General features: G+C 71.7%; 19 protein-coding genes and 1 pseudogene. 12 read left to right on the top strand and 8 right to left on the bottom strand.

Features of this window, described 5'->3' with window-relative positions:
* Window positions 1-14: 14 nt before the first annotated feature.
* Window positions 15-1232, bottom strand: coding sequence for a cation:proton antiporter (locus tag AOM46_RS05340; RefSeq protein ID WP_062206560.1), 1218 nt, complete (start codon window positions 1230-1232; stop codon window positions 15-17).
* A 143-nt stretch (window positions 1233-1375) separates the two neighbouring features.
* The gene (locus tag AOM46_RS05335; RefSeq protein ID WP_062206558.1) at window positions 1376-1855 is read right to left on the bottom strand and encodes a cation:proton antiporter regulatory subunit; all 480 of its coding nucleotides are present in this window, start codon (window positions 1853-1855) and stop codon (window positions 1376-1378) included.
* Window positions 1856-2041: 186 nt separating this feature from the next.
* Between AOM46_RS05335 and AOM46_RS05330 the strand changes: the two genes are divergently transcribed.
* A complete protein-coding gene (locus AOM46_RS05330; protein WP_234313704.1) occupies window positions 2042-2671 on the top strand; it encodes a transcriptional regulator in 630 nt (209 codons plus the stop codon).
* Window positions 2668-4011: an MFS transporter gene (locus AOM46_RS05325; protein WP_062206556.1), complete on the top strand. Its 1344-nt coding sequence runs from the start codon at window positions 2668-2670 to the stop codon at window positions 4009-4011. The genes AOM46_RS05330 and AOM46_RS05325 overlap by 4 nt, the downstream gene beginning before the upstream one ends.
* Here the strand turns inward: AOM46_RS05325 and AOM46_RS05320 are convergent.
* Window positions 3939-4601: a class I SAM-dependent methyltransferase gene (locus AOM46_RS05320; RefSeq protein ID WP_062206555.1), complete on the bottom strand. Its 663-nt coding sequence runs from the start codon at window positions 4599-4601 to the stop codon at window positions 3939-3941. The genes AOM46_RS05325 and AOM46_RS05320 overlap by 73 nt on opposite strands.
* Window positions 4602-4793: 192 nt before the next feature.
* Between AOM46_RS05320 and AOM46_RS05315 the strand changes: the two genes are divergently transcribed.
* Together AOM46_RS05315 and AOM46_RS05310 are read left to right on the top strand one after the other, a co-directional pair.
* Window positions 4794-5999 carry a sensor histidine kinase gene (locus AOM46_RS05315; RefSeq protein ID WP_062206553.1) on the top strand — a complete coding sequence of 402 codons (1206 nt, stop codon included), beginning with the start codon at window positions 4794-4796 and terminating at the stop codon, window positions 5997-5999.
* Between the two features lie 36 nt (window positions 6000-6035).
* On the top strand, window positions 6036-6683 hold the full coding sequence (locus AOM46_RS05310) for a response regulator transcription factor (RefSeq protein ID WP_062206551.1): 648 nt from the start codon (window positions 6036-6038) through the stop codon (window positions 6681-6683).
* Between the two features lie 15 nt (window positions 6684-6698).
* Here AOM46_RS05310 and AOM46_RS05305 read toward each other — a convergent pair whose 3' ends face one another.
* Entirely contained in the window at window positions 6699-7700 is a 1002-nt protein-coding gene (locus AOM46_RS05305; protein ID WP_062206549.1) for a LuxR family transcriptional regulator, read from the bottom strand.
* A 208-nt stretch (window positions 7701-7908) separates the two neighbouring features.
* Here AOM46_RS05305 and AOM46_RS05300 point away from each other — a divergent pair, with 208 nt between their 5' ends.
* Window positions 7909-11682, top strand: a complete 3774-nt coding sequence (locus AOM46_RS05300; RefSeq protein WP_234313645.1) for a S8 family serine peptidase — start codon at window positions 7909-7911, stop codon at window positions 11680-11682.
* Between the two features lie 30 nt (window positions 11683-11712).
* Here AOM46_RS05300 and AOM46_RS05295 read toward each other — a convergent pair whose 3' ends face one another.
* Window positions 11713-12507 (bottom strand): phytanoyl-CoA dioxygenase family protein, encoded by a 795-nt coding sequence (locus tag AOM46_RS05295; RefSeq protein ID WP_062206547.1) that lies wholly within the window; start codon window positions 12505-12507, stop codon window positions 11713-11715.
* A gap of 176 nt (window positions 12508-12683) precedes the next feature.
* Between AOM46_RS05295 and AOM46_RS05290 the strand changes: the two genes are divergently transcribed.
* Entirely contained in the window at window positions 12684-13328 is a 645-nt protein-coding gene (locus AOM46_RS05290; RefSeq protein WP_062206545.1) for a LysE family translocator, read from the top strand.
* Between the two features lie 57 nt (window positions 13329-13385).
* Here the strand turns inward: AOM46_RS05290 and AOM46_RS05285 are convergent, their stop codons facing one another.
* Entirely contained in the window at window positions 13386-14156 is a 771-nt protein-coding gene (locus AOM46_RS05285; protein WP_062206543.1) for a FadR/GntR family transcriptional regulator, read from the bottom strand.
* 498 nt (window positions 14157-14654) lie between these two features.
* Here AOM46_RS05285 and dgoD point away from each other — a divergent pair, with 498 nt between their 5' ends.
* From dgoD to AOM46_RS05270, 3 genes are all read left to right on the top strand, one after another.
* Window positions 14655-15800 carry a galactonate dehydratase gene (gene dgoD / locus AOM46_RS05280; RefSeq protein ID WP_062206541.1) on the top strand — a complete coding sequence of 382 codons (1146 nt, stop codon included), beginning with the start codon at window positions 14655-14657 and terminating at the stop codon, window positions 15798-15800.
* Window positions 15801-15879: 79 nt separating this feature from the next.
* Window positions 15880-16512: a bifunctional 4-hydroxy-2-oxoglutarate aldolase/2-dehydro-3-deoxy-phosphogluconate aldolase gene (locus tag AOM46_RS05275; protein WP_062206539.1), complete on the top strand. Its 633-nt coding sequence runs from the start codon at window positions 15880-15882 to the stop codon at window positions 16510-16512.
* Window positions 16509-17477: a sugar kinase gene (locus AOM46_RS05270; RefSeq protein WP_062206537.1), complete on the top strand. Its 969-nt coding sequence runs from the start codon at window positions 16509-16511 to the stop codon at window positions 17475-17477. The genes AOM46_RS05275 and AOM46_RS05270 overlap by 4 nt, the downstream gene beginning before the upstream one ends.
* Window positions 17478-17544: 67 nt before the next feature.
* Here the strand turns inward: AOM46_RS05270 and AOM46_RS05265 are convergent, their stop codons facing one another.
* The gene (locus AOM46_RS05265) at window positions 17545-18213 is read right to left on the bottom strand and encodes a TetR/AcrR family transcriptional regulator (RefSeq protein ID WP_078856505.1); all 669 of its coding nucleotides are present in this window, start codon (window positions 18211-18213) and stop codon (window positions 17545-17547) included.
* A 155-nt stretch (window positions 18214-18368) separates the two neighbouring features.
* Here AOM46_RS05265 and AOM46_RS05260 point away from each other — a divergent pair, with 155 nt between their 5' ends.
* The 3 genes and pseudogenes from AOM46_RS05260 to AOM46_RS05250 all read left to right on the top strand — a co-directional run.
* The gene (locus tag AOM46_RS05260; protein WP_062206535.1) at window positions 18369-19289 is read left to right on the top strand and encodes an SDR family NAD(P)-dependent oxidoreductase; all 921 of its coding nucleotides are present in this window, start codon (window positions 18369-18371) and stop codon (window positions 19287-19289) included.
* Window positions 19290-19331: 42 nt separating this feature from the next.
* Window positions 19332-19832 (top strand): hypothetical protein, encoded by a 501-nt coding sequence (locus AOM46_RS05255; RefSeq protein WP_158920261.1) that lies wholly within the window; start codon window positions 19332-19334, stop codon window positions 19830-19832.
* A 468-nt stretch (window positions 19833-20300) separates the two neighbouring features.
* Window positions 20301-22226: pseudogene (locus AOM46_RS05250) on the top strand (alpha-amylase family glycosyl hydrolase); the annotation flags it as partial.
* 140 nt (window positions 22227-22366) lie between these two features.
* On the opposite strand, the gene AOM46_RS05245 reads toward AOM46_RS05250, so the two are convergent.
* Complete coding sequence (locus AOM46_RS05245) at window positions 22367-23641, bottom strand: glycoside hydrolase family 71/99-like protein (protein ID WP_062206531.1); 1275 nt, start codon at window positions 23639-23641, stop codon at window positions 22367-22369.
* Window position 23642: the final 1 nt, after the last annotated feature.

The following is a 23642-nucleotide window of genomic DNA, read 5'->3' as shown; positions in this document are numbered from 1 at the left end:
GTGCCGTGGGAGGGTCAGGAACCGGCCTCGGTAGCCGGGCGTGCCTCGTGCACCAGCGCCACCTCGGCCTGCCGCGCCGCGCGCCGCTCCATCAGGTTGCGGGCCACCGGCTCGGTCCAACGGGCGGCCAGCGGGCCCACGATGACCAGGATCAGCACATAGGCGGTGGCCACCGGCGCGACCCTGGGCTCGGTGGCCGTGGCCAGACCCGCGATCACGATGGAGAACTCGCCCCGCGCCACCAGCGCACCGCCGGCCCGCAGCCTGCCGCGCGGCCCGATGCCCGCACGGCGGGCCGCGTACCAGCCTGTCGCGATCTTGGTGAGTGCGGTCACCACGGCGAGGACCAGCGCCGGCACCAGCACCGGCGGTATGTCGCTGGGTGTGGTGGAGAGCCCGAAGAACACGAAGAACACCGCGGCGAAGAGGTCCCGCAGCGGCATGAAGAGCCGGCGGGTGGTGTGTGCCACCTCGCCGGAGAGGGCGATGCCGACCAGGAAGGCGCCCACCGCGGCCGACACCTGGAGGCGCTGTGCGATGCCGGCGACCAGCAGCGTCAGCCCGAGCACGACCAGCAGCAGCATCTCCGCGTTGTCCGATGAGACCGCCTTGCTGATCCAGCGGCCGTGCCGCAGCGCGACATAGAGCGCGACGCTGGCGGTGCCGAGGGCGATGGCCAGGGTGACGCTGCCGCTGGCCAGTCCGACGCCGGCCAACACCGTGGAGAGCACCGGGAGATAGACCGCCATGGTCAGGTCCTCGATCACCAGGATGCCCAGGATCACCGGGGTCTCCCGGTTGCCCAGCCGGTTGAGGTCGGTGAGCACCTTGGCGATCACCCCGGACGAGGAGATATAGGTGACGCCGGCCAGTGTCAGCGCCCCCACCGGGCCCCAGCCCAGCAGGAAGCCGACCAGCGCCCCCGGGGTCGCGTTCAGGACGAGGTCGACGATCCCGGACGGGTACTGCGTCTTGAGGCTGTCCACCAGCTCGGGCGCGGTGTACTCCAGGCCCAGCATCAGCAGCAGGAGGATGACGCCGATCTCGGCGCCCACCTCGATAAAGCCCTCGGTGGTGTCCAACGGGAGCAGTCCGCCGCTGCCGAAGGCGAGGCCTGCCAACAGATAGAGCGGGATGGGGGAGAGACCGAGCCGGCCGGCGAGTCGCCCCACCAGGCCGAGGCCCAGGACGACGGCCCCCAGTTCGATCAGCATGGTTGTGGTGTCGTGCAAGAGTCACCGCACCTTTCAGTTCGCCCTGCCGCGCTGGGCGCCGCATGTGTCGTCGGTGGTCGGTTCCGGCGCGTGGTCGCCCGCGCGGTGGGCGGGTTCGGCACCGGGCGCGGCGCGGAGGCGGGCCGTCGTCGGCCCGACGGTCACGCGCCGGCGATGATGTCGGAGAGGTCGTCCACGCCCTCGCGGGTGCCGACGACCAGCAGCGTGTCGCCCGCCTCCAGCCGGAAGTCCGGGCTGGGCGAGGGGTGGGTGCTGGTCCTGCGCAGCACGGCGACGATGGAGGCCCCGGTGCGGGTGCGGGCCCTGGTGTCGCCCAACGGGCGTCCCCGGTAGGGGGAGTCGGGGCCGATGGGGATGCGCTCGGTCACCAGATCCAGGCCGAGTTCCCCGCCGGGCAGGGCGTGGTCGGCGTGGTCGGGCGCGATGATCGAGGCCAGTCGGGCGGCCTCCTGCGCGTCCAGCGGGACGGTGCCCTGGCAGGCGTCGGGGTCGTCCGACGAGTAGAAGCCGATGAAACGGCGCCCGTCGTCATGGGCCACCACCGAGATATGGCGGCCGTCCCGGGTGGCGAGGTCGTACTGGGTACCGACGCCCGGCAGTGGCGTGCGCCGCGTCACCATGAACGTGCCCTCCGCAGGCGGGAATTCGTGCTGAGCATAAGAACAAAGAGATCCCCAGGACGTTGTCTGAGTCAACAAAAAACCTGGCAAAGCGGACCCTGGAAGAGGTAAAGGTGGACGTCAGAAAGATTGCCAACAACTCTTTGCAAAGAAGTGTTGGCAATCTAGGCTGGTCCTGTGACCGATCTGGACGGCGATTCCCCCGTCTTGCCCTTTGATGCCGAACTGCCCGCGAACTACGTTCAGTTGGATGCGAAGGGGCTGCGTGCCCTGGCCCATCCGGTGCGGGTGCGGGTGGTGGGGCTGCTCCGCATGCACGGCCCGTCCACCGCCACCCGTTTGGCGCAGCGCCTGGGGCTCACCTCCGGCGCCACCAGCTACCATCTGCGCCAACTCGCCGCCGCTGGCTTCGTCGAGGAGGACACCGAACGAGGCAACGGACGGGAGCGCTGGTGGCGTTCGGTGCACCAGGCCACCGCGTTCCGCTACCGCGACCTCGCGAGCCGCGAGTCGGACGCCGCGCTCGGCTATCTGCGGTCGGTCATCGCCGCGCACACCCTGCTCGCCCAGCGGGCGCTCGACGAGTTGGACACCATGCCCGAACGGTGGCGCGAGATCGTGGAGTACAGCGATGCCCTGCTGCGCCTCACGCCCGACGAGGCCAAGTCGCTGCGCCGCGAGATCTCCGAGGTGGTCAGCCGGTACCGCAGATTCGAGCTGGCCGACAAGGAGGCCCCGGAAGACGCCAAGCGCGTCTCTCTCGTCCTGCATGTGCTCCCCGGTCTTGACGGGCCCGAGCCGGAGGAGCCGTCGTGACCGGCCCCGTCGAGGCGTCCCGGAGCCGTCGACTCCGGCCGCTGGTCGGGTTGTTGGCCGGCTACGGCATCGCCATTCTGGGCAGCAGGATCGCGGCCATCGCGCTGCCCTGGTTCGTCCTGGTGTCCACCGGCAGCGCCGCGCAGACCGGGCTGGTCGCGTTCTGCGAGATGGCGCCCTACGTACTGGTCAAGGCGCTCAGCGGGCCGGTCGTCGACCGGCTCGGGCCCCGGCTGGTCTCCTGGACGACCGACCTGGTCAGCGCCTTGGCCATCGGCCTGGTCCCGCTGTTGGAGGCCGCCGACGCGCTGCCCTTCCCGATGCTGCTGGTGCTGGTCGCCCTCGTCGGCACCGCCAGGGGCCCCGGCGATCTGGCGAAGCAGGTGATGATCCCCGAGGCCGCCGAACGGTCCGTGGTGCCGCTGGAACGGGCCACCGGAGTCTCCGGCGCGATGGAGCGGCTGGCCGGCACGGCCGGCGCGCTGGCCGGCGGCGGACTGGTCGCGCTGATCGGCCCGCTCGCCGGGCTCGGCCTCAACGCGGTCTGCTTCGTGCTCGGTTCGGTGATCATCGGCCTGACGCTGCCGGGAGGCATGGGCCGCCCGGTGCCCAGGGAGCCGACGCCGGACGGTGCCGAGCCGGGCTACTGGCGCCGGTTGGCCGTGGGCTTCCGCCATCTGCGCCGCACCCCGCTGCTGTTGACCATCGCCGGCACGGTCACCCTCACCAACCTGCTGGACGCCGCCCTGATCTCCGTGCTGCTGCCGGTCTGGGCCGACAAGACCGGGTTCGGGCCCTCCGCGATCGGCCTGCTTGGCGCCTCCATGGGCGCGACGGCCATCCTCGGCAGCGTGATCGCGGCCACCTTCGCACCCCGACTGCCCCGACGCGCCGCGCTGGTGGCCGGCCTGGCGATATGCGGCATCCCCCGCTACGGCGCCCTGGCCTGGGCGCTCACCGGTCAACTGCCGCTCTGGGCCCTCGCCGTGGTCTTCGCGGTGTGCGGTCTCGGGGCCGGCTTCCTCAACCCGATCATCAGCGCGCTCTCCTTCGAGCTGGTGCCGCGCCCGCTGCTGGGCCGGGTCACCGCCCTGTTCGGCTCGCTGGCCTGGGCCGGCATCCCGCTCGGCGGGATGCTCGGCGGGCTCGCGGTCGCCGGCCTCGGCGTCGGACCCGTGCTGATCATCTGCGGAGTGCTCTACCTGCTGTCGGCGCCGATCATCGGGATCCGCCCCGAATGGCGCGAGATGGACCGCGAACGCCCCCGTCAACGCGGGGCGGCCACCGGCGGCGACGGCTCGACGACCGACACCGAGGAGCGCGGCCGCCTGGCCACATAGACCAGCGCCGGCGGCACGTTCCGCCATACCGTCCTGGTCACCAGCAGCTCCTCGAACGCCGCGCGCAGCTCGGCCCGTTGCCGGCGGGCCGGCGGCGTCCAGGCCGTCCAGGGATAGCTGAACTGGGTCAGCACCCCGCCGGGCGCCAGCACCTGGGCCAGCACCCGGGCCAGCGGACGGGGCCCGTCGAAGTACACCGTCCACGGCAGTCCGCTGACGATCGCGTCCACCGCGCCGACGCCGCGCTCGGCCAGCAGCTCGGGCAGCCGGTCGGCGCTCCCCGTGATGACCTCGACGTCCGGATGGCGCGGCCGCAGGTCGGCCGCGAGGCGTTCGTTCACCTCCACCGCGAGCTGCCGCCCCCGACCGCCCAGACTGGCGCTGATCGTGCCGGTGAACGCCCCGGTGCCCGGGCCGAGTTCGACCACGACGGGGCTCCCGTTCGCCGGCAGCCCGGCCACCATGCGCGCGCCCAGCGTCCGTGAACTCGGCAGCAGCGAGGCGGTGCGGAGCGGGCTGCGCAGAAACTCCCGCGCGAAGAGCACGCGGGACGAGCGGCGGGTGTCGGTGGCGGTCGCGGTGAGGTGCATGGCGTTCTTTTCCTGATCGGGCGGGGCCGGAAGGGGTCGGAAGGGGGTGGGTCGGGTCGGGCAGTTGCCAGTCTGTGCCCTGACGCGCGCGCCGGGCATCGGCGCGCCGGCCGGATCCACCGACCGTCGGGAGGAGACCGGGTCGTCCGCGCGCAGGAGTCGGGCCGGCCGGCGGCGGGCTACCTTCGGAGGATGCGGATGAACTGGCTGACGCACGCGGCGAGCCACCGGACCGGACCGGTACGGTTGCTGCCGCTGCTGATCGGCCCCGGCTATCTGCTCTTCGTACAGCCCGACCAACCCACCTTCGCCGACTGGGCGTTCACCCTGGCCGCCGGCCTCGCCTTCCTGCCGGGCGGGGTCTGGCCACTGCCGGTGCTGGCCGTCGAATCGCTGCTCGTGGTGCTCGCGCACCCGTGGGCGGACGCCACGCCGGTCGCCGCCAAGGTGACGGCCACCGTCGCGCTGGTCGAACTCGCCGCCCGCCGCCCGCCGAAGCTGGCGCTGCCCGGGGCGCTGCCGCTGGTGTGCGCCTATGTCCTGGTGCAGGCGGGCCACGAGAACCACACCGATCCGGTGGCCATCGCCTACCGGCTGGTGGTGCTGGTCGCCGCGCCGCTGCTGCTCGGCTGCTGGCTGCGCTCGGCCAACCAGCATCTGGCCCAGGCCCAGGCGCGCGCCCGCGAGGCCGAGGAACGCCGCGAACTCGCGGCGCTCGGCGCCCGGCTCGCGGAACGCACCGAGCTGGCCCGCGAGTTGCACGATCTGGTCGCGCACCATGTGGCCTCCATGGCGCTGCGCGTCGGGGTGGCCAGGGAGGTGCTGCCCGATCTGCGCCCCGAGGTGCGCACCGTGCTGGACGATGTGCACGCCTCCGCCAGCACGGCGCTGGCCGATCTACGGCGGCTGGTCGGGGTGCTGCGCGATCCGGCCTCGGTGACCGACCCGACGCGATCACTGCTGGTGGAGCCGGCCGAACTCCCCGCCGCCGTCGCCGGCGTGGCGGACCGCTGCGGCCGCGGCGGCCTGGTGCTGCGGACCCAGGTCGACCCCGGCATCGCGGGCCTGGACGCGCTGCGCGGACTGGCCGTGCTGCGCGTCGTCCAGGAGGGCCTGACCAATGTCGCCAAACACGCGGGGGCCGGCACCCACGCCCGGATCTCGGTGACCTACGACGCGGGGGCGGCGCGGGTCGAGATCCACGACCTGGGCGACGGGACGCCGGCCGCCGATCCGCCGCCGCTGCCGTCCGGCTATGGTCTGGAAGGGCTGCGGGAGCGCGTCGCGCTCCTCGGCGGCACGGTCACCGCGGGCCCCGAGGGAGACGGCTGGCTGCTGCGCGCCTCCCTGCCCGCCCCCGCCCCGATGGTGGGAGCGACCGAACGCGAGACGTGCTGAGACGCGCGGCCCGGCCGACGGAGAAGGGAAGCGGCCATGATCCACACGCTGTTGGTGGACGATCAGCAACTGGTGCGCGCCGGACTGCGGATGCTCTGCGAGTCCACCGAGGACATCACCGTCGTGGGCGAGGCGGCCAACGGCGCCGATGCCGTGCGACTGGCCGCCGAGGCCACGCCCGATGTCGTGTTGATGGACCTCAGAATGCCCGGACTTGACGGCGCCGGCGCCACCCGACGCATCCTCGCCGAGCGCCCCGCCACCCGGGTGGTGGTGCTGACCACCTTCGACGACGACGATCATCTCTACCCGGCGCTGGACGCCGGCGTCTGCGGCTTCCTCGCCAAGGACGCCGCCCCCAACGAACTGCTCGACGCCGTCCGCCAGGCGGCGGCCGGCGGCAGCCCGTTCAGCGCCCGGGTGCTGGCCCGGGTGGTCGCCCAGGCCACCACCGCGTGGCGCGCCGAACGCCCGCCGGCGCGGCCGCCGGCGCTGACCGAGCGGGAGCGCCAGGTGCTGGCCTGCGTGGGCGCCGGGTTGAGCAACGCGGAGATCGCCGCCCGGATGCATGTCGGGCTCACCACGGTGAAGACCCATATCGGCAGCCTGATGCGGAAGACCGCCAGCCCCACCCGGGTCCGGCTGGCGATCTTCGCCATCCGCCACGGCCTGGCCGGCACCTGATCGGATGGAGGGCGATCAGATCAGGCCCTTGCGGGCGGCCAGCCAGGCCAGTTGCATCCGCGTCGCGGCCCCGGTCACCACCATCAGGCCCTGCACCCGCCGCTGCACCGTCCGCTGGCTCAGCCGCAGCTGGCTCGCTATGGCCTTGTCCGTCACGCCGGCGACCAGCAGCGACAGCAGATGCCGGTCGCTGGCCGAGAGACGTTCGCCCGCGCCGTCGTCCGTGGTGCCGCGGAGCGCGCCCGAGGCGTCGACCCGCAGCGGGACACCGTGCTCCCAGGAACGTTCGAAGAGCGCCAGCAGCGCCTCCAGGAGGCTGCTGCCCCTGACCACCGCGGCCGTCGGCTGCTCCGGGCTGCCCTGGGGGCCGCCGGGTACCAGCGGGCAGATCGCCAACTCCCGGTCGGCGATGGCCATCCGCAGCGGCAGCGACGGCACCGAACGCGCCTCCTCGCCCGCCCGCACCCCGGCGACCAGGCTGTCCACCGCGCCGGCACCGTCGAAGTACGCCCGTTCGTAGAGCACCCGATAGCGCACCCCGCGCGCCAGCGCCTCGAACTCCGTGGTGTTGCTTTCCGAGGACATCGCCACGTACTGCGCCTTGCAGAACCACAGCATCTCGTGGCGTGCGTCGCTCTGCACCCGGTGAATGCGCCGGCGCAGCGCCTCGGCGCCCGTCACGACCTCGATCAACTGGTCGGGGTCGTGCCGGCGCAGCGTGTCGCGGTAGGTGTCCAGCAGATCGGTGACGGCGGCCCGCGCCCGGTCCAACGCGACGGACTTGCGCTGGAGTTCGGGCAGCAGCGCGACATCGGGCGGACTGGCGGCATAGCTGCCCGCCGGATGCTCGACCCGGTGCGCCAACCCCCGGCGCTCCAGCCGGCCCAACACCTCGGCCGCCTCCTCGACCGGACGCCCGGAGCGCCCGGCGACCTCCTCGGCGGTGGCCGACCACACCGTCACCAACAAGCGGTAGACAGCCTCCTCGTCCACCGAGAGTCCCGCCGCGTCCAGCATTCGTGCCTCCCACCCGGCGGAGTTCGGCAACCGCGCGCCCCCGCCCGCCGTCGACGCCATCATCCCATGTGGCCCGAAATCACCCGCGCTGGCGCGGTACTGACATGTCGCCATCGCGACACTGAGATCGGATGACACGCCGCCCGGGCGGCCCGATTCTGGAGCGGGACGCGCGTACGAGCAGGGGGTCGCACGGAGAGAGGACGTCATGCTGATGAGATGGTCGATCCGCCGAACGGCGGCGATAGCCATGGGACTGCTGCTCGCGGCGGGCACGGTGGGGCCCGCGGCGGCCGAACCGGGCGATCCGGCGGGGCCGTTGTCGGGACCGGGAGCCGGCGGGGCCGAGCCGGTCCCCGAGGGGCATACGGTGCGGCTGGTCACCGGCGACACGGTGACCGTGTCGGACGTCGGCGGCGGCCGGCAGGTCGCCCGGATCGAGCCGGCAGCCGGCCGGGACGACATCGCCTTCCACACCATGGAGTTGGACGGCGAGCTGACCGTGCTCCCCGACGACGCCTGGCCGTTGGTCGCCGCCGGAACCCTGGACCAGCGGCTGTTCCAGGTCGGCTCGCTGATCGAGCAGGGCCTCGACACCACCGGCACCGACACCCTGCCGCTGCTGGTGGTGCGCCCCGAAGGCGTCGCCGCCTCGGCCGCCGCTGAACTGACCTCCCTGCATGAGGACTCGGCGCCCTCGTTCATCCTGGACAGCATCGACGCCCAGTCGGTGCACATCCCCCAGGACCGGCTGGCCGACTTCTGGGCCGAACTCGCCCCGCAGGACGAGCAGCCGGGCATCGCCGGGGCCCGTGCCCTGCCCCGGGTCCTGCTGGACGGCCGGGTCACCGCCGATCTGGACCGCAGCGTCGAGCAGATCAACACCGGCGCCGCCTGGGACGCGGGACTGCGCGGCGCCGGCGTGCGCGTCGCCGTACTGGACACCGGCGCGGACGCCGAACACCCCGACCTGGCCGGCCGGATCGCCGCCGCCGAGGACTTCTCCGGCAGCGGCGGCACCCATGACGCGCACGGCCACGGCACCCATGTCGCCGCCACCGTCGGCGGCTCGGGCGCCGCCTCGGACGGCGCCCGCCAGGGCGTGGCGCCCGAGGCCGAGCTGCTGGTCGGCAAGGTGCTGGGGGACAACGGAAGCGGCTCCGAGTCACAGGTGATCGCCGGCATGGAGTGGGCCGCCGAACAGGGCGCCGACATCGTCAACATGAGCCTGGGCGCGGACATCGTCAGCGACGGCACCGACTCGATGAGCCTGGCCCTCAACGCGCTCTCCGCCGAGACCGACACCCTCTTCGTTGTCTCCGCGGGCAACCGGGGCGAGCAGGGCGCCCGCACCGTCGGCTCGCCCGGCGTCGCCGACGCCGCCCTCACCGTGGGCGCCGTGGACCGGGACGAACTCCTCGCGCCGTTCTCCAGCAGGGGACCGCGCTTCGGCGACGGCGCCGTCAAACCCGATGTCACCGCGCCCGGCGTGGGCATCGTCGCGGCCCGGGCCGCCGGCACCACGATGGGCAGCCCGGTGGACGAGCGGCACACCGCCGCCTCCGGCACCTCCATGGCCAGCCCCCATGTGGCCGGCGCCGCCGCGCTGTTGGCCCAGGCGCATCCGGAGTGGAGCGCGCCCCGGCTGAAGGACGCGCTGATCTCCACCGCGCTGCCGGCCGAAGGGGTCGGGATCACCGAACAGGGCGCCGGCCGCATCGATCTGGCCACGGCCACCGGCGGCCTCACCGCCACCGGCACCGTCGCCCTCGGGCCGTTCACCACCGGCGAGGAGAACCAGGGCGAGCCCGTCACCGTCCAGCACACCAACACCACCGACGAGCCCGTCACCCTGGCCCTCGATCTGACGCTCGCCACCACGGGCGGCCGCGAACTCCCCGCCGAAGCGGTGGCGTTGAGCGCCGACACGGTGACGGTCGGGCCCGGCGGGACGACCTCCGTCAGCCTCACCCCCGACCCGGCGGAAGCCCCGCGCGGCCGCTACTACGGCAGCCTGACGGCGACCACCGAGGACGGCACGGGCACCGTCCGCACCACCGTCAGCCTCACCGTCAACGGGCCCACCCACACGCTCACGCCGACCGTGATCACGCCCGACGGCGAGATCAGCACCCGGCACTGGCCGATGATCTGGAGCCCCGAGGGCTTTGTCACCCCCGACACCAGCGGCCCGGCGACCGCCGAGGTCGAGGAGGGCAGCTACGCCTTCGTCCAGACCACTTCGTCCGGCCAGGACCCCGACGACGGGCTGCCCCAACTGCGCGCGGTATACCGGCCCGAGGTCCAGGTCACCCGGGACACCGAGGTCACGCTCGACCTGCGCGAGGTCACCCCGGTGGAGATCCGCACCCCACGACCGGCCGAGCAGCGCAACTGGTTCAGCTACCAGAGCTCTCGCGAGTACGAGGGACACCGCTGGACCCACTCGGTGACCTATCCCGTCGGGCAGGCGCATCTGCTGGTCTCGCCCACCGAGCCGGTCGAGGAGGGCAGCTTCGAGTTCGCCTCCCGCTGGCAGCTGCTCGCCCCGCTGCTCACCGCCGAGGTGCCCGGCACCCGGCTCGAACTGCGGCCCTACTATCTGCCGATGTCCTCGCTCTTCGAGGACCGCGACCGCCTCGACGTGGTCGACGCGGGGCCGGCCCGCGAGCCGGACTTCTCCCGGGTACGCGGCAAGCTGGCGCTCGTCCAGGGCGATCCGGGCGACTACCTCGCCTTCACCGAACGCGCGAAGGAGGCCGGAGCCCGCGGCGTCGTGATGGTCGCCGCCGAGGACCAGACCGCCTGGACGCGGTGGCGCCCCAACGGCACCACCAGAACCGCGGTGCCGCTGATCAGGATCAGCCACGAGGAGGGCGAGGCGCTGCGGGACCGCGCCGGCTCCCGCCGCACCGCCGTCACCTTCCGGAGCACGCCGGCGAGCCCCTACCTCTACGACGTGCTGCAGGTGTCCGCCGGGCATATCCCCGACCGGGTGGTGCACACCGTCCGCGAACACGAGGGGGCCCGCGTCCAGAGCCGGTACACCGACACCGGCGACCCCAACTGGGCCTCGGCGCAACGGATCAGCTGGCGGCCGCACCAGACGGTCGCCCTGCTCGACTCGCCGCGCGACGTCGCCACCGGCGCCGAGCGCACCGAGTACATCACCGGCGGCGACAGCATCTGGCAGCACTTTGTGCACTATGTGCTGCCCTGGCAGTACGACTTCCCGGTCACCGCCATCGCGCTCCGTGGCGAACAGCGCACCTACCGGGCCAGGGAACGGGAGACGGAGTCCTGGTTCGCCGGCCCCGTCCGGCCCGCCATCCCGGCCGGACACGCCCGGCCCAGCGTCCGCGTCGGCGACACCCTCGCCCTGCGGATCCCCGAGTTCACCGACGCCCAGGGGCACCACGGGCCGGCCATCGGGGGCGACCGGATCGCCGCGACCCTGCACCGCGACGGGGAGCTGATCGGCGAGGCCGACTCCGGCAGCGTCGACTTCGCGGTGCCGGCCGGGGCGGCCGACTACCGACTCGACCTCAGCACCGCCAGGGGCGGCGACGCCTGGACCTTCGCCACCGCGACCGAGACCAGCTGGCGGTTCCGCTCCGACACCGGCGCCCCGGAGGGCACGCCGCTGCCCCTGCTGCAACTCGACTACGACCTGGGCGTGGACACCGACAACGCCGTCGGGCGCGGACGGCAGCACACCGTCGACATCGCGGTCCGCCACCAGGACGGGTTGGCCGCGCCCCGCCGGGTCTCCCTCGATGTCGAGGCGTCCTGGGACGACGGCGAGACCTTTGTCGACGCCCAACGGATCAGGGAACGCCGCGACAACGCCTTCCAGGTCACCCTGAAGCGGCCGACCGACATCCGCTCGGACGCCCGCGTCACGCTGCGGGTCACCGCCACCGACGCGGCGGGCAACCAGGTCAGCCAGACCGTGGAACGCGCCTATCTGCACCGGAGGTAGACCTCCGCCGGGCACCGCCTCGGCCGGGCCTCAAGCGGCCTGGCCGAGGCCACGGCGGACGGCCTCCTCGACCGGGGAGTACGCCCCGTCGGCCCGCGCCAACTGCAGCGGCGCCACCGGCTCCAGCGGTGGCTGGGCGATGATCCGGGGCCGCTCGCCCCGATGTGGCTGCGCACCGTGGATCAGGAACGGATGACACAGGAACACATCTCCGGCCCGCCCCGTCGCCAGCGCGACGGGGCGGTCGGGCGCGTCCAGGCGGCCCGCCGCGTCCAACGCCCGGCACAGATCGAGAAAGCCGTGACCCTCCTCCCCGGCGTCGCGCAGGAACGGGGGTACGTCCAGATGCGAACCGACCTTGATCCGGGTCGGGGCGTCGTCCTCCCCGACATCGGTGAAGAGGAACAGCATCAGCAGCGCCCGGCCCCGCGAGCGCAGATTGATCCGGTACTCACCTCCGTCGTCGCCGAGGAAACCGGCGTCAAGATGCCAACCGTCGTCCCCCGGCTCCTCGGGGTGCGGGAACCTGATGGGGAAGGTGCCCAGGCCCAGCCGGGGCAACCAACGGCCCGCGCCGACCAGTTGGTCGAAGGCGCCCCTGAGCCGCTCGGTGTTGGCGGCCCGCCGGAACGGCTCGGCCGCCGAGCCGTCGATCCGGACCACGGGGCTGGCCCAGGTCGACGGATCCGCCGGATCGACCCCGGCCAACGGCCACAGCTCGGCCTGACCGGCCTCCGCCACCTCGCGGGGAAACGCGGCCTCCACCCGCACAAAGCCCCGCTCGACGAACCCCCGGACCTCTTGCTCGGTCAGCGTGCGCTCCATGCCGGACGATGCTGGAGCAGCCAACTCCCTTGCGGCAACCACTTTTCACCGACCCGGCGAGGCCCGAGGCCCCGGCCCGGCTCGGGGGGTGCCCGGGCGGCGTTTAAGTAATGCTTAAGCATCGGTGGTAGTGGATCTCGCTGGTGCTGCACGGTGGCATCGGGGATCCTGGTCCGATGATCACAGCAGGTGCGGTAGTCGGCGTCGCGGCGGTGGCCCTCGGGATGGTGTTGACCCCGGGCCCCAACATGATCTATCTGGTGTCGCGCAGCATCACCCAGGGGCGAACCGCCGGCCTGGTGTCGCTGAGCGGCGTGGCGCTCGGCTTTCTGACCTATCTGACGGCGGCGAACCTCGGCCTGTCCGTGGTCTTCACCGTCGTCCCCGGCCTGTATGTCGCGGTGAAGCTGGCCGGCGCCTGCTATCTGGCGTGGCTGGCCTGGAAGACGCTGCGCCCCGGCGGGGTTTCGGTCTTCTCCCGTCAGGACCTGCCGGCCGAGTCCTCGCGACGGCTCTTCACCATGGGGCTGATGACCTGCCTGCTCAACCCGAAGATCGCGCTGATGTACCTCTCCCTCATCCCCCAGTTCGTGGATCCCGAGGCGGGCAATGTCATGGCGCAGGGATTCCTCCTGGGCGGCGTCCAGGTGATCATCGGGGTGCTCGTGAACGGGCTGTTCGTGGTGGCGGCGGGGGCGATCGCGGTCTTCCTCGGACGGCGCCCCGGCTGGCTGCGAGCCCAGCGGTATGTCATGGGCACGGTGCTCGGTGGCCTCGCGGTGCACCTGGCCCTGGACAACTCCCGACCCGCGCGGGCCTGAACCCCGGTTCAGGCCCGCGCCGGCCTGAAACCCCGAGGCGCCCGTCGGGGCGCCGGCTCAGGGGCGTGGTCGGGGCGCGGGGGCCAGCGCGGCGCGCAGGTCGTCGCGCGCGTCCCTGATGCACTCCCGCATGGCCTCGGCCGCGCCGCCCGCGTCCCGTGCCCGCACCCGGGCGAGAACGGCGCGATGTGTCGTGAGGGCATCCTGGACTGACCGGCCGCGCAGCGCGTTGCCCTCCAGGCTGCGCTCGAAGCTCTGCCGCAGCGACTCCCGCAGCCCCTCCAGGAGAAAGACCAGCATGCGGTTGCCGCTGGCGAGCGCGAGGGACTCGTGAAAGGCCACATCGCACCGGTGGTACCGCGTGACCTGGGCCGGGGTCGACAGATCCGCCGCGGCCTCGGCCATGCCGTCCAGCGCGGACTGGGCGGCATGGAGGGCCGAACGCGACGCGTGCCGGGCGGCGAGCGTGACCGCCTGGATCTCCAGCGCCTCGCGCACGTCGAGAAACTCCAGCAGGGCGCCCGGGTCCCGCCGGATGGCGGCGCTGAAGTGCCCGGAGAGCACGGCGCTGTCGGGCTCCCGCACCCGGGGTCTGCGGCCTTTGCCCAGCGCGACCAGACCGCGCGCGGCCAGCACCTTGAGCGCCTCGCGCACGGTGAGCCGACTGACGCCGAGGGTGGTGGCCAACTCGCCCTCGGAGGGCAACGACATGCCCGGTTCGAGCTCGTCGAAGATCATCACCTCGATCCCGGACACGGCCGTCTCCAGCGTGGTCGGGGTGGTCGGGGTCGTCGGGGTGGTGCCGGGGGGCGTCGGGGCCTCGCTCACGGGCGCGAACCTATCAGTCAGCTTCCCCGCTCGCCCAGTGTCCGGTGCACTCTCCCGTTCGGAGTGCTCGGCCGTATCAAAGCCGTATTCGCCTATGAAGCGGGGCGGATGGACGTGGTGTCGGCGGGCCGTTGACGCCTCCCGCCTCCCTGCTTAGGCTCAACCTGTCATACACCTTTGGGGGGAGCTGAGGGCGCCGAGGGGTTGGAGGCGTTGCCCGACGGCTCCTGGCCCTGAGCCCGCCCGCAGTGTCCCCGCGGTGCCTGCCGCGTCCGCCGCGTTCTTCATGTCTTGCGATTTGACGAATCCGGTCAATCCATCCGGCCGGCAGTCCCACCCACCGGAAGGTTGAGCCAGGTCATGAGGCAACAGAACGAGGGCAAGGAGCGTCAACAGACCGGGTCACGCGCCTCGGCGGCCGGCGACGCTCGGGACCCCGGGGGCGTTTCGGGCGTCCTGACCAGGCATGGCACGCACAGCACCAAAGGGGCATCGCAGATGAGAATCACCCGGATCGAGACCTTCATGGTCCCGCCCCGTTGGCTCTTCTGTCGGGTGGAGACCGACATCGGCATCGTCGGGTGGGGTGAGCCCGTCGTGGAGGGGCGCGCCGAGGTGGTGCGCGCCGCCGTTGAGGTGCTGGCCGAATACCTCGTGGGCAAGGACCCCACGCGCATCGAGGACCACTGGCAGGTCCTCACCAAGGGCGGCTTCTACCGGGGCGGGCCGGTGCTCTCCAGCGCCGTGGCCGGCCTCGACCAGGCCCTCTGGGACATCATGGGCAAACGCCACGGCGTGCCCGTGCACCGGCTGCTCGGCGGGCCGGTGCGGGACCGGGCGCGCGTCTACGCCTGGGTCGGCGGAGACGATCCCACCGAACTCGCCGACCAGATCTCGGCGCAGGTGGAGGCCGGCTTCACCGCCGTCAAGATGAACGCGGCCGGCCGCGTCCGACCGCACGCCAGCGTCGCCGAGATCCGGGAGGTCGTCGCCCGGGTTGCCACCGCCAGGGAGGTGCTGGGCGACGACCGGGATATCGCGGTCGACTGCCATGGCCGCTTCACCGCCGCCAGCTCCCGCCGGCTGCTCGACGAACTCGCCCCGCTCCACCCGCTGTTCGTGGAGGAGCCCGTGCCGCCGGAGCAGAACCACATCCTGCGCGGGCTGGTCGAGGCCGGGCCCGTGCCGATCGCGACGGGCGAGCGGATCTACGATCGCGCCGGCTTCCTCCAGGTGCTCCAGGCCGGGGTGGCCGTGGTCCAACCCGACCTCTCGCACGCCGGCGGGATCTCCGAGGTGCGGCGCATCGCCTCGCTGGCCGAGACCTTCGGCGCGCATCTGGCCCCGCACTGTCCGCTCGGCCCGATCTCCCTGGCCGCCAGCCTCCAGGTGGTGTTCGCCACGCCGAACTTCCTGATCCAGGAGCAGAGTCTGGGCATCCACTACAACCGGGAGGCCGACCTGCTCTCCTACCTGGTGGACCGTGAACCCTTCCGCTTCGTCGACGGACATGCCCACCGCACCGAACTGCCCGGACTCGGCGTCGTCGTGGACGAGGCCGCCGTGCGCGCCGCCGATCTCGCGGGGCACGGCTGGCGCAACCCCGTCTGGCGGCATTCCGACGGCGGCTTCGCCGAATGGTGAGCGACCCAGCGACGGCCGGGCCGATCTGCGAGGCTTGGCCCGGCGACACCAACCCGTCACCCCGGAGGAAGGCCGAACGATGAACCTGCTGGAACTCCTGCGTGACCGGCGGCTGCTGGCCATCGTCAGGGGCACCGACCGCCACGCCGCCATCCGGACGGTGTGCGCCCTGGTGGCGGAGGGGGTCGATCTGGTGGAGGTCTCCCTCACCGGGCGGGACGCGCCGGAGGTGATCGCCGCGGCCCGGGCCGAGCTGGGGCCCGAAGCGCTCCTGGGCGCCGGCACCGTGATCACCGCCGAGGACGCGCGGACCGCACGGGAGGCGGGAGCGACCTTTGCCGTGACACCCGGGCTCGGCGCCGGGCTGGCGGAGGCGCGCCGGCTGGAACTGCCCACCCTCGCCGGGGCGTTGACCCCCAGCGAGATCATCGCCGCCCTCGCCGCCGGGGCCTCGGCCATCAAGATCTTCCCCGCCGACTCGATGGGCGGACCGCGCTATCTGAAGGCGCTGCGCGGCCCGTTCCCCGAAGTGCCGCTGGTGCCGGTGGGCGGCGTGGACGCGGAGGCGGCCGACGGCTATCTGGCGGGCGGTGCCACGGCGGTGGGGGTGGGCTCTCCGCTGGTGGGCGATGCCGCCGACGGAGGGGACCTGGACGCGCTGCGCGAACGGGCCAGAACCTATCTACGCGTCGCGAAGGGACGAGCGGCATGAGTGGGCGACCTGACGTGGTGGTCTGTGGCGAGGCGATGACCCTGCTGCTGGCCGAGCCGGGCGTGCCGCTGGAGCATGCCACCACCTTCCGGCGCTCGATCGCCGGCGCCGAGAGCAATGTCGCGGCGGGCCTGGCCAGGCTGGGGTACGCCAGCCGCTGGCTGGGCCGGGTGGGGGACGACCCCGCCGGCCGGGCCGTGCTGTCCAAACTGCGTTCCGATGGCATCGACACCTCCTATGCGGTCGTTGATCCCTCGGGCTATACCGGGATGTTGGTACGCGACAGCCACCCGTCGCGCGCCATTGACGTGCAGTACTACCGAGCGGGCTCCGCCGCCTCGCGGCTGGATCCGGACGAGCTGCCCCCCGCCGCGCTGGGCGGCGCCCGGCTGCTGCATCTGACCGGGATCACGCCCATGTTGTCGGACTCCGCGCGACGGGCCACGGAGCGACTGCTGGAGCTGGCCGACGAGCAGGGCGTGCCGGTCTCGCTCGACCCCAATGTGCGTTTCAAGATCGGCTCGGCGGACCGCTGGCGCGAGGTCGTCGCGCCGCTGCTGGAACGCGTCGATCTGGTCTTGGCTGGCGAGGACGAGCTGGAACTCCTGCTCCCCGGGCGGTCGTTGCGGACGGCCGTGGAAGGACTGCTCGCCGCCGGCGCCGGGACCGTGGTGGTCAAACACCGCGACAAGGCGGCCAGCTGCCACACCGCCGACGGGGTCTGGCGGCAGGACGCGTTCACCGTGCCCGTGGTGGACCCCGTCGGTGCCGGGGACGCCTTCGCCGTGGGCTTTCTCGACGGCCGGCTGAGCGAGCTGCCGCCCCAGCGGGCTCTCGCGCAGGGCGCCGCCGTGGCCGCCCTCGTGGTGCAGTGCGCCAACGACACCGACGGACTCCCCGACCGCGCCGGTCTTGACCGGGCGCTGCACTCCTTCGTCCACCAGGGCGAGTCCGTCAACCGCTGAAGGACCCGCCGCCCCACGGCGGTCAGCCGACGGAGCGGGCCGCGCCACGCGGTGATCCCCCGAGGGCTCATCCGTCGCCTCCGGGGGAGTCGGCCCGCTCGGCAGCGCCCTCGACCGCGCCCTCGGGGGTGTCCGGGGCCTTCAATCCCTGGAGCGCCGTCTCCACCACGACATCCACGAAATCCTCCGTGAGCGGCCCCTCGCGATGGAGCCAGCGGTTGCGCACCGGGCCCCAGAGCATCTCGACCGCCACATCGAGATCCAGCCCGGGGGAGAGCTGCCCCGCCTCCTGGGCACTGCGCAGCCGGCGCTGCTTCAGCTCCCTGACGGGCTTCTCCAGCCGCTCGTTGTAGTCCGCCGCCAGCGCCGGATCCACCAGGATCTCCACCGTCAGGGCGCGCATGGGCTCGCTGTAGCGGGGATCGTTCAACTCGCCGGCGGTGGCCCGGAGCACGGCCTTGAGATCGGCCTCCAGATCCCCGGTGTCCGGCAGTTCGCCACTCTCCTCGTCGCCGCCCTGGGAGAGGGCGAGCAACGCGTCGAAGAGGACCGCCCCCTTGGAGGGCCACCAGCGATAGATCGTCTGCTTGCCGGCCCCGGCCCGCGCCGCGATGCCCTCGATGCTCAGCCTCGCGTAGCCGACCTCGCTCACCAACTCCAGGGCGGCGTTGAGGATCGCCTGGCGGGTGGCCTCGCTGCGGCGTGCTCTGTCGGGGACTCTGCGTTGTGGAGTCATGCCGCCAGGGTAACCCATTGCGAGACGAGACGCACCGTCTTGTTTTTCGGGATCCGGGTGTGTAGTGTCATCGCGACGAACCGAGACGGTCCGTCTCGCGGATGGTCTTGTGGTCCGTCTCGTAGTCCGTCTCGTCAACGAAGTGAGGACATGCCATGACTCGTGAACGCCGTTCCGCAACCTCCGCCCCGAACCTCGTCAGCGCCCACGCCGAGGCCCAGCGCGCCGGGCGGGTTTGGCTGATCACCGGAGCCAGCCGCGGGCTGGGGCGCGCCTTCGCCGAGGCCGCGCTTGCCGCCGGGGATCGGGTGGTCGCCCTCTCCCGCACGGTCGGCGCCCTGGACACGCTGGCCGTCGCTCATCGGGATCGCCTGATGGCCTTCTCCCTGGACGTCACCGACCGGGCCGCCGTCTTCGCCGCCGTGGGGGAGGCGGTGCGGCGCTTCGGTCGCCTGGACATCGTGGTCAACAACGCGGGCTTCCTCTCCATGGGCATGGTGGAGGAGTTCACCGAGGCGCAGGCGCGCGAGCAGCTGGAGGTGAACTTCTTCGGTGCCCTCTGGGTGAGCCAGGCGGTGCTTCCCACCCTGCGCGAGCAGGGCTCCGGCCATATCGTGCAGATCTCCAGCATCGGCGCGCTGGGCGGATTCCCCACGACGGGTCTGTACAGCGCCAGCAAGTTCGCCCTGGAGGGGATGAGCGAGGCGCTGGCCGCCGAGGTCGCCGAGTTCGGCGTCAAGGTCACCATCGTGGAGCCCGGTGGCTACTGGACGGATCTCTACACCAGGGGCCTGGTCGCGGCCGAGCCGCAGCCGCAGTACGCCGGGCTCCGCGCCGAGTTGGAGCGGCGGTTCGCGGAGAACTCCGTCGACAGCCCACCGGAGTTGGCCGCGCAGGCGCTGATGAGGCTCGTCGACTCCGCGGATCCACCGCTGCGCCTGCTGTTGGGCAGCATGGTCTACGACCTGGCGTTCGAGGTCTCCCGCCGGCGCATGGACGTCTGGGCCTCCTGGGAGGAGGTGAGCCGTGCCGCCGAGCGTGCGACGCCCGCGCCGGAGGAGCCGGTCGCCTCATGACAGCCGGGGAACCGCGCCCTCGGACGGGCCGTCGGAGGGGGCATGAGAAGACTGAGCAGACATGGTGTGTTTCGGGTGGCTCCGGTGCTGCTGGCCTCGCTGTCGCTGGTCGGCTGCGGAGGAGAGAGCGGGAAGGGTGGCGTTGTCGAGGGGGACGGCTGGCGTGGCGCCCTGCTCACCACGCCGGATCAACGGCGGATCGCCCTCCTGGGCGGGGGCGGTACGCGGGCGGACTCCCGGATCCCGGATCGGGCCGATGTGGAGCGCTTCGAGGAGGCGTTGCCGCCCAGCGAGGAATTCACCAGCGGCCCCGGCGCTTCGGAGACCATCCAGCTCGACGAGGGCTATGTCCGCCAGTACACCGAGCTGGTCGCCGGCGAGGAGCGCCAGCTCCGGGTGCAGGGGATCTGCGATCCGGAGGGTTTCGCCGGCTGGGAGTCCGAGTGGCTCGAAGTGATGGACGGCGGCTCCTGCTTCTGGAACGCCGCCATGGATCTGGAGTCGGGCGAGATCTTCTACTTCTCCTTCAACGGGATGGGCTGAGCCGCGCCTCGGGCGCCCACCCGGGGAGAGGGAGGCAGGCGGTGAGGCTGTGCCCTCCCTTCGCGATCTCCCTCGCGAGGCCCTTCACAATCTCCTTCAGAAGCACACGGTTGCTCCCCTGTGCCGCCTGGCGGCCATTCTGTAACTTGCAAGGAGTTCAGCAAGAAATTCCACAAGAAGTTGCAGCTTCTTGTGACCTCCTGGAGAGCCGCAGGCGCGTCGGGTCTCCAACAGCCTCATCCAGGAGTTGAGATGAACACCCCCCGAACAAGACGTCACAGGCGGTGGTGGGTGGCCGCGCTGGGTCTGGTGGTCGCCGCCCTGATCGGCGCGTTGCTTCCGGCCCAGAGCAGCGGGGTCACCCCTCGGACCCAGAGCCAGACACCGGGTCAGACACCGGGTCAGGCCCAGAGCGGGACGACGAGCGCGGCCGGTGCCCGGTCGGCCGCGGCTGAGCCGGCCAGCATGCTGGGGGGCGACCCCCGCGAGGACTCGATCTACTTCGTGATGACCGCCAGGTTCTATGACGGAGACAGTTCCAACAACCGAGGCGGCAGCCAGCACGAGAGATCGGGCAACGCCGAGTACGACGACCCCATGTTCCGGGGCGACTTCCAGGGACTGGCCGACAAGCTCGACTACATCAAGGGACTCGGGTTCTCGGCCGTCTGGATCACGCCCGTCGTGCTCAACCGCTCCGACTACGACTTCCACGGCTACCACGGCTACGACTTCTACGAGGTCGATCCGCGTCTGGAGTCCGACGGCACCTCCTATCAGGAGCTGATAGACACCGCGCACGAAAAGGGCCTGAAGATCTATCAGGACGTGGTCTACAACCACAGTTCGCGCTGGGGCGCGCGGGGGCTCTACGAGCCCACGGTCTTCGGCGTCCAGGACGAGCAGTGGGACTGGTTCTACGACACCCCGGAGGAGGGCCGCGACTACGACCCGCTGGAGGAGGACGAGAACGGGCTCCCCTACAACGGGGACGTCTGGTCCCACGAGGAGCCCGCGGACAACGAGTGCCCCAACTGGGGTGAGCCCACGGACCACACCAGCCCCGAGGGCTACCGCATCTACAACTGCCAGTGGCCCAACCCGACCACCGGCCTCTTTCCCGCCAACTACTACCACCAGTGCTGGATAGGCAACTGGGAGGGCGAGGACTCCCGCAGCTGCTGGCTCCATGACGACCTGGCCGACTTCAACACCGAGGACGCCGAGGTCCAGGAGTACCTGATAGACGCCTACAACCGCTTTATCGACATGGGGGTGGATGGCTTCCGGGTGGACACCGCGGTGCACATTCCGAGGATCATCTGGACGCGCCACTTCCTGCCGGCCATCGAGGCCAGGTTGGTGGAGAAGTACGGCGAGGAGAAGGCCCAGGACTTCTATGTCTTCGGCGAGGTGGCCGCGTTCGTCAACGACAAGTGGAACAGGGGCTCGGTCAACCACTCGGCGCAGTTCTTCACCTGGCAGCCGCGTCAGGAGTACAGCGCCGACGATGCGGAGGCGGTCCTGGAGGAGTACGAGCACGAGAACGGGATCGGCACGGCGGGGCAGCCAACCTCCGACAACGCCTTCCTCGACGGCAACTCCTACCACCAGCCGGACCGCAGCCGGTTCTCCGGCATGAACATCATCGACATGCGGATGCACATGAACTTCGGTTCGGCGCAGAACGCGTTCCACAACGGGCGGGACTCCGACGACTCCACCAACGACGCCACCTACAACACCGTCTATGTGGACAGCCACGACTACGGCCCCAACAAGAGCGAGGAACGCTACGCCGAGGGCACCGACGCCTGGGCCGAGAACATGGCCCTGATGTGGACGTTCCGCGGCATCCCCACGCTCTACTACGGATCGGAGATCGAGTTCCAGGCGGGGCAGCGGATCGACTGCGGTCCCACCTGTCCTCTGGCCACCACCGGGCGGGCCTACTACGGGGACCATCTGGAGGGCGAGCTGACCGTCTCCGACTACTCCCGGGTGGAGAGCGCCAGCGGGCCGATAGCCGAGACGCTGCAACAGCCGCTGGTACAGCACCTCCAGCGCCTCAACGAGATACGTCGGGCCGTCCCGGCGCTGCAGAAGGGGCAGTACTCGCTGGAGGGCATCGAGGGGGAGATGGCGTTCAAGCGTCGCTACACCGATGCCGAGACGGACAGCTTCGCGCTGGTCACCATCACTCATGGAGCGAGCTTCACCGGGATACCCGACGGCACGTACACCGACGCCGTGTCGGGGGAGCGGGTGGAGGTCACCGACGGCACGCTCTCGGTCGCCGCGCCCGGCAAGGGCAACCTCGCGGTCTATGTGCTGGACACCGATCTCACCGAGGCCCCCGGGCAGGTGGGCTCCGCCGGCCCCTATCTCCACTGAGGGAACAGCACTGAGGGAACAGCGCTGAGGGAGCTCCGCTGGCGGAACTTCCCGGCGTGGCTCGGGAGATGAGCCCCCGGGCGGCCCTTCCGGCAGGTAAAGGGCCACCCGGGGTGTCGGGTGGGGCGGCCGGGCCGCTCCTAGACCACGGGGGAGGTGGGCCTGATCTCGGTGAGTTCGATCTCGCCGGCGAGCATGCGACCCCCGTCCCCGGTCAGACGCAGATAGTAGTCGGCGGAGCAGGGCGTGCCGTCCTCGTCCAGGGCGCGGAAGTCCTCCCCGGCCGGAACGTCAGCGCTGGTCTCCGCCGTCTTGGCGATCTGGTTCCCCTCGTTGTACTCGTCGAACATCGATATGTAGAGGCCCTGGGCCCCCGCTCGGATGGTGTTGTAGAACATGCGCCACATGAAGTCGCCATGCGCCCGGTGACCCTCCTGGAGGTTCCCCGGCATCACACACGGCTGGTAGTCGATGCCCGCCGCGTCGCACGCCTGCTGGTCAGGAAGAAGGTTGGACTCGTAGAAGGCGTCCAGTTGCTCGACGGTGCCCAGCCGGCCGACCATCCAGGGCGAGAGCATGTCGAAGGCGAGGTAGACCTCCTCGAAGCCCGGCCGGGAGTCCCGGTCCCCGCTGCGCCAGTGCGTGGGCACCCCGCCCATCACATAGCAGCCCTGGTCCTGGAACCACCGGATGACCTCAAGGCACTCGTCCGGAGCGAAGGGCCGCTTCTCGTCGGCGAAGCCGGGGCCCCAGATCCCGACGACCGGCTTGCCGTTCTGCACGGCGTACTCGGGGGACGCGGTGTAGGCGGACATCTTCTCCGTCCAGTCGACGGTGATCTCCTCCCGCATCGCCAGCCAGTCCGTGATGTCGTACATCACATAGAACTTCACGCCGTGTGCCTCGGCCGCGACGCGGACCTTCTCCGTCATCGCGTCCCGGATGGGGCCCTCGTGCCCGTTGGGGTTGAAGCGCTGCAGCGCGGCGGTGTGGATGGCGTTCGTAGCCATCCAGCGGAAGTGGGTGTCCACCGTCTGGTCGTCGTGGCTGGAGAAGAGCGTCGCCGGCCGGCCGTTGCCCAGGGCGGGGAAGTCCGTCTGGTAGTCGGTCTCGTACTCCCGCATGTCGGGCCAGCTGATGATGCCGTTGTTGCTGGGCGAAGGGGTCCTTCCCATGTCGGGGGCCCAGTGCCACCACGCGTCGATGGGGGAGCCGTCGCCGGCGGCGGCGAACCAGCCCTGGTAGCCGGTGGTGATCTTGCCGACGACATCGCCCGGTTCGCTGGCGCGCGGTCGGTTGCTCCGGGGCTCGGTCTCGTCGGTCGAGGTGGCCTGGGCGTAGGCCGTGCCGAACACGGCGCCGGCCGCCGGCACGGCGAGCGCCGTGGTGACGAAGGTGCGGCGCGAGACTGCCATG

The sequence above is a fragment of the Streptomyces sp. NBRC 109706 genome, from assembly GCF_000974485.1.
GTDB lineage: Bacteria > Actinomycetota > Actinomycetes > Streptomycetales > Streptomycetaceae > Streptomyces.
Note: the sequence above shows the minus strand (reverse complement) of the source record. Positions and strands in the feature narration are given on the sequence as shown.

Excerpts from the sequence above, each read along its gene's own strand:
- AOM46_RS05275 (WP_062206539.1), top strand. The coding sequence starts at position 15,880 with ATGAACCTGCTGGAACTCCTGCGTGACCGGCGGCTGCTGGCCATCGTC.
- AOM46_RS05290 (WP_062206545.1), top strand. The coding sequence starts at position 12,684 with ATGATCACAGCAGGTGCGGTAGTCGGCGTCGCGGCGGTGGCCCTCGGG.
- AOM46_RS05260 (WP_062206535.1), top strand. The coding sequence starts at position 18,369 with ATGACTCGTGAACGCCGTTCCGCAACCTCCGCCCCGAACCTCGTCAGC.
- AOM46_RS05315 (WP_062206553.1), top strand. The coding sequence starts at position 4,794 with ATGCGGATGAACTGGCTGACGCACGCGGCGAGCCACCGGACCGGACCG.
- AOM46_RS05310 (WP_062206551.1), top strand. The coding sequence starts at position 6,036 with ATGATCCACACGCTGTTGGTGGACGATCAGCAACTGGTGCGCGCCGGA.
- AOM46_RS05265 (WP_078856505.1), bottom strand. The coding sequence starts at position 18,213 with ATGACTCCACAACGCAGAGTCCCCGACAGAGCACGCCGCAGCGAGGCC.
- AOM46_RS05295 (WP_062206547.1), bottom strand. The coding sequence starts at position 12,507 with ATGGAGCGCACGCTGACCGAGCAAGAGGTCCGGGGGTTCGTCGAGCGG.
- AOM46_RS05245 (WP_062206531.1), bottom strand. The coding sequence starts at position 23,641 with ATGGCAGTCTCGCGCCGCACCTTCGTCACCACGGCGCTCGCCGTGCCG.
- AOM46_RS05255 (WP_158920261.1), top strand. The coding sequence starts at position 19,332 with ATGAGAAGACTGAGCAGACATGGTGTGTTTCGGGTGGCTCCGGTGCTG.
- dgoD (WP_062206541.1), top strand. The coding sequence starts at position 14,655 with ATGAGAATCACCCGGATCGAGACCTTCATGGTCCCGCCCCGTTGGCTC.
- AOM46_RS05300 (WP_234313645.1), top strand. The coding sequence starts at position 7,909 with ATGCTGATGAGATGGTCGATCCGCCGAACGGCGGCGATAGCCATGGGA.
- AOM46_RS05320 (WP_062206555.1), bottom strand. The coding sequence starts at position 4,601 with ATGCACCTCACCGCGACCGCCACCGACACCCGCCGCTCGTCCCGCGTG.
- AOM46_RS05270 (WP_062206537.1), top strand. The coding sequence starts at position 16,509 with ATGAGTGGGCGACCTGACGTGGTGGTCTGTGGCGAGGCGATGACCCTG.
- AOM46_RS05335 (WP_062206558.1), bottom strand. The coding sequence starts at position 1,855 with ATGGTGACGCGGCGCACGCCACTGCCGGGCGTCGGTACCCAGTACGAC.
- AOM46_RS05305 (WP_062206549.1), bottom strand. The coding sequence starts at position 7,700 with ATGCTGGACGCGGCGGGACTCTCGGTGGACGAGGAGGCTGTCTACCGC.